Source organism: Oscillibacter sp. CU971, from assembly GCF_905219725.1.
Lineage (GTDB): Bacteria > Bacillota > Clostridia > Oscillospirales > Oscillospiraceae > Oscillibacter.
In genome coordinates, this window is sequence record NZ_CAJMXG010000261.1 from 1 (window position 1) to 3563 (window position 3563).

Genomic DNA, 3563 nt, shown 5'->3' on the forward strand with positions numbered 1-3563 from the left:
CCCCCGCAGTTCCACACCACCGGGACGGGCCAGGGCCCGTCCCCCAGGGCCTCTAAAATAGCGGGGGCGAAGTGGGTGGGGGTCACCAGGTCCAGGCAGGCCGCCCCTCCGGCGATGAGCTCCCGGAAGATTTCCCGGAGGCGGGAGACGGAAACGGGCTTCCCCACGCCGCCCTGGGAGATGGGCTTATTCTGGCAGTAGGCGCAGCGGAGATTGCAGCCGGAGAAAAAAACGGCTCCCGCCCCGTGCTCCCCGACGAGGCAGGGTTCCTCCCACTGGTGGAGCATCGCCCGGGCGACGACGGGGGCCGAGGGCTGGCCGCAGACGCCGCCGGGACGGTCCGGCGTCCGCGGCCCCCGGCAGTTCCGGGGGCAGAGGGCGCAGGTCATAGGGCCTCCACGTCAAAGTCCGGTCCCAGATTGCCTTCCATCCAATGGCGGCGGCAGAGGCCGATGTATTTGTCGTTGGCCCCCAGGACCACCTGCTCCCCCTCCTTGAGGACCGTGCCGTTTTCGTCAAAGCGGGCGTTGAAGGTGGCCTTTTTGCCGCACCAGCAGATGGTCTTGACCTCCTCGATTTTGTCCGCCATGACCAGGAGCTGATAGCTGCCGGGGAACAGGTCCCCCTTGAAGTCCGCCCGGAGGCCATAGCACATGACGGGGATGTCCAGGTCGTCTACCAGATAGACCAGGTACATGACCTCCTCCCGGGTGAGGAACTGGGCCTCGTCCACGATGATGCAGGCGTTTTGCTGGAGCTCCATGATGGTGAGTGCTTGCATCTCGTCAAAGTACACGCAGGGGTATTTCAGGCCAATGCGGGAATAGACCATGTGCTCCCCGTCCCGGGCGTCCAGCCGGGGCTTGACCATCAGGGCCTTCTGGCCCCGCTCCTCGTAGTTGAAGCGGGCCATCAGGGCGTTGGCGGACTTGCTGGAGCCCATGGCTCCATACTTAAAGTATAATTGCGCCATAAAAATACAAAAAGCGATCGGATTCGGCAGATTATTCCGCGCTCTTTTCCTCCTCTTTCGTTTCTTCCGTTTCCGCCGGGACGGCGAAGGGGTCGTAGAGCTCCGGCGGGTCCGGCATGGTAAAGACGGCCTTCTTGCAGTCCCGGCAGAGCCAGGTGGTTTTATAGAGGCCGTGCCACAGGCCGCCCTCGTCCAGCACGTCGATCCCGCCGGCGTAGTCCAGGCCCNGNAACAGGCCGCCCTTGTAGATGCCGGGATACCAGTGGACGCCGTCCCGTCCGCCGAGTATAAAACCCTGCTCCATGTCCTTCCCGCACCAGGGGCAGGGCTCCGGCGGGAGGCGCTTGGCCTCTTCTTTTTCCTTCGCCTTGGCCTTGCGCTCCTCGTTCCAGGCTTTCAGGCTGTCAAGGGGATTTGCTTGCGGCTCCTTAGGCTCCCGGCGGGGCTTGTCCGGCTTCCGGTCCCAGGGGTCCTCGCTCTGCTTCCAAAACGGCATAGGCCCTCCTATTCCTCCAGCTCCCGCCGGACCTCCTCCGTGAAGCGGGAGAAGGCCGAGGGGACGGCGTGATGCTCCAGGGTATCCACCCAGGTGAAATCCTCCGGCCCTTCCCCGGAGACCTCCAGGGCGTAGCCGGTCATGTGCCACTCTACGTGGCTGAAAATGTGCTTTGCCGTCAGGCGGCGTTTCCAGGCAACCGGCTCCAGGCCCCAGTTCCGAACCGCCCGCCCGGCGGCGGGCTCGTCCAGGGCGCTTTCCACGTTGGGAAACTCCCACAGCCCCGCCAGTAGGCCGGAGGCCGGGCGCTTCCGCAGGGCCGCGCGGCCCTGCCGGAGGAGGAGGAACACCGTCTTGTCCTCCACCCGGCGGNANTTTTTCGGGGCCTTTACNGGCAGGCTCTCCGCNGTGCCCCGGGCCCGGCCCAGGCAGAGGTCCCGGACGGGGCAGAGGAGGCATTTCGGCGGGCCGTTCGGCACGCAGACCGTGGCCCCCAGCTCCATGAGGGACTGGTTGAAAATCCGCGCGTCCGTCTCGGCTTCCGGGAAAATATTCTGGACCTGGGAGCGGATGGCTTTTTTCGTCTGGGGGAGGGCAACGTCGCTGTGGTCATCCGTCAGGCGGGTGACAACCCGGAGGACGTTGCCGTCCACCGCCGCTTCCCGCCGGGCAAAGGCCGCGGAGGCGATGGCGGCGGCGGTGTAGTCCCCGATACCGGGGAGCTCCAGAAGCCCTTCGTAAGTGTCGGGAAAGCCGCCCCGTTCCACCGCCAGCTTGGCGGCCTTTTGGAGGTTCCGGGCCCGGCTGTAGTAGCCCAGGCCCTCCCAGAGCTTCATCAGGTGCTCCTCCGGTGCGGAGGCCAGGGCCTCCACCGTGGGGAAGGCCTCCAAAAACCGGGCGTAGTAGCCCAGCACCGCCGCCACCCGGGTCTGCTGAAGCATGATTTCCGAGACCCAGATGCGGTAGGGGTCTTGGGTTTTCCGCCAGGGGAGGTCCCGGGCGCTGGCCCGGTACCAGGCCAGCAGCGGCGGCGGGAGCCGCGATAATGTCATAGCGTTTTCGTTCATGGGGAGATTATAGCACAGATTTCAAAAGATGGACAGAGTTTTTTCCAGGGGCTTGACATACCTAGAAATACTATGTATAATAAGCATAGAAATTCTAGGTATCAGGAGGCGGACGCGATGAAGAAACAGGCCATTGAGCATACCCGGCTGCTGGCGCTTTCATTGCTGGCGGGGGAGGATATGTACGGGTATCAGATGATTGTGGAGCTGGCCCGGCGGTCCAACCACACCTTCGACATGAAGGAGGGGACGCTGTATCCGGTGCTCCACGGGCTGGAGCAGGAGGGCTTTGTGGAGGCCTACCGGAAGCAGGCCCCCACGGGGCGGGAGCGGAAATACTACCACCTCACCCGGAAGGGCCAGGCGGCCCTCCGGGAGGAGGAGGCCGCCTGGAGGCGGTCCTCCGGNGCGGTGAACGACGTGCTGCGGGGCGGCGCGGAGGCCGTATGACCCGGCAGGAGTTTTTGGACCAGGTGCTCTCGCCCCTGGGGCGGCTGACGGCCCAGGAGCGGGAGAACGTCCGCCAGGAGCTGGAGGAGCATGTGGAGGACCGGATGGAGGCCCTTTTGGAGATGGGCTGGGATGCGGAACTGGCGGAAGCGCGGTGCCTGGAGGCCATGGGGGACCCGGCGGAGATTGGCCGGGAGATGGCCAGGCAGTACCGGGGCAAGGGCTGGCTGTGGATTGGCCGGGCGGCGGTAGCGTTGACCGTGGTGATGTGTATCCAGGCCCTGCTGGGGTTTGGGATGCTGTCCAATGTCTGGNGCAGTCTGGAGGCACGAATTTGCCCGTCGACGGCCATCTCCATCGGCGGTCTGAAAGACGTGGAAGCCGAGGAAGCGTTGGACATCCGGGCGGAGGTTGGAAACGATATCCTGCGGATTTACCAGGTGTACGTGGGGGAGAAAGACGGACAGCGGGCGGCCATGGTGCTGGCCTGTATGTATGACCGGCTGCCCTTCGGCATCGCGGCGGATGGGCTGGCCAGCCGGAGTGAGCTGTGGAACGAGCGGGGCGGGACGGGGAC

The 3563-nt window shown here is 65.0% G+C and carries 6 protein-coding genes; 2 read left to right on the forward strand and 4 right to left on the reverse strand.

Annotated features, from left to right (window positions below; all coding sequences use genetic code 11):
• From JX325_RS13700 to mutY, 4 genes are all read right to left on the reverse strand, one after another.
• Positions 1-389: 4Fe-4S cluster-binding domain-containing protein (locus JX325_RS13700; protein WP_204791654.1), on the reverse strand; the 389-nt coding region annotated here is incomplete at its 3' end.
• Positions 386-973: a thymidine kinase gene (locus tag JX325_RS13705; protein WP_204791655.1), complete on the reverse strand. Its 588-nt coding sequence runs from the start codon at positions 971-973 to the stop codon at positions 386-388. The genes JX325_RS13705 and JX325_RS13700, both read right to left, overlap by 4 nt.
• Before the next feature lie 31 nt (positions 974-1004).
• Positions 1005-1469: a PF20097 family protein gene (locus JX325_RS18220; RefSeq protein ID WP_243414092.1), complete on the reverse strand. Its 465-nt coding sequence runs from the start codon at positions 1467-1469 to the stop codon at positions 1005-1007.
• An 8-nt stretch (positions 1470-1477) separates the two neighbouring features.
• A complete protein-coding gene (gene mutY, locus JX325_RS13710) occupies positions 1478-2521 on the reverse strand; it encodes an A/G-specific adenine glycosylase (RefSeq protein WP_243414093.1) in 1044 nt (347 codons plus the stop codon).
• Between the two features lie 132 nt (positions 2522-2653).
• Here mutY and JX325_RS13715 point away from each other — a divergent pair, with 132 nt between their 5' ends.
• A complete protein-coding gene (locus JX325_RS13715) occupies positions 2654-2986 on the forward strand; it encodes a PadR family transcriptional regulator (protein ID WP_204791657.1) in 333 nt (110 codons plus the stop codon).
• On the forward strand, positions 2983-3563 hold a 581-nt coding region (locus tag JX325_RS18225; RefSeq protein WP_243414094.1), incomplete at its 3' end, for a permease prefix domain 1-containing protein. The genes JX325_RS13715 and JX325_RS18225, both read left to right, overlap by 4 nt.

Coding starts and splice junctions, on each gene's coding strand:
- JX325_RS13705 (WP_204791655.1), bottom strand. CDS start 973: ATGGCGCAATTATACTTTAAGTATGGAGCCATGGGCTCCAGCAAGTCC.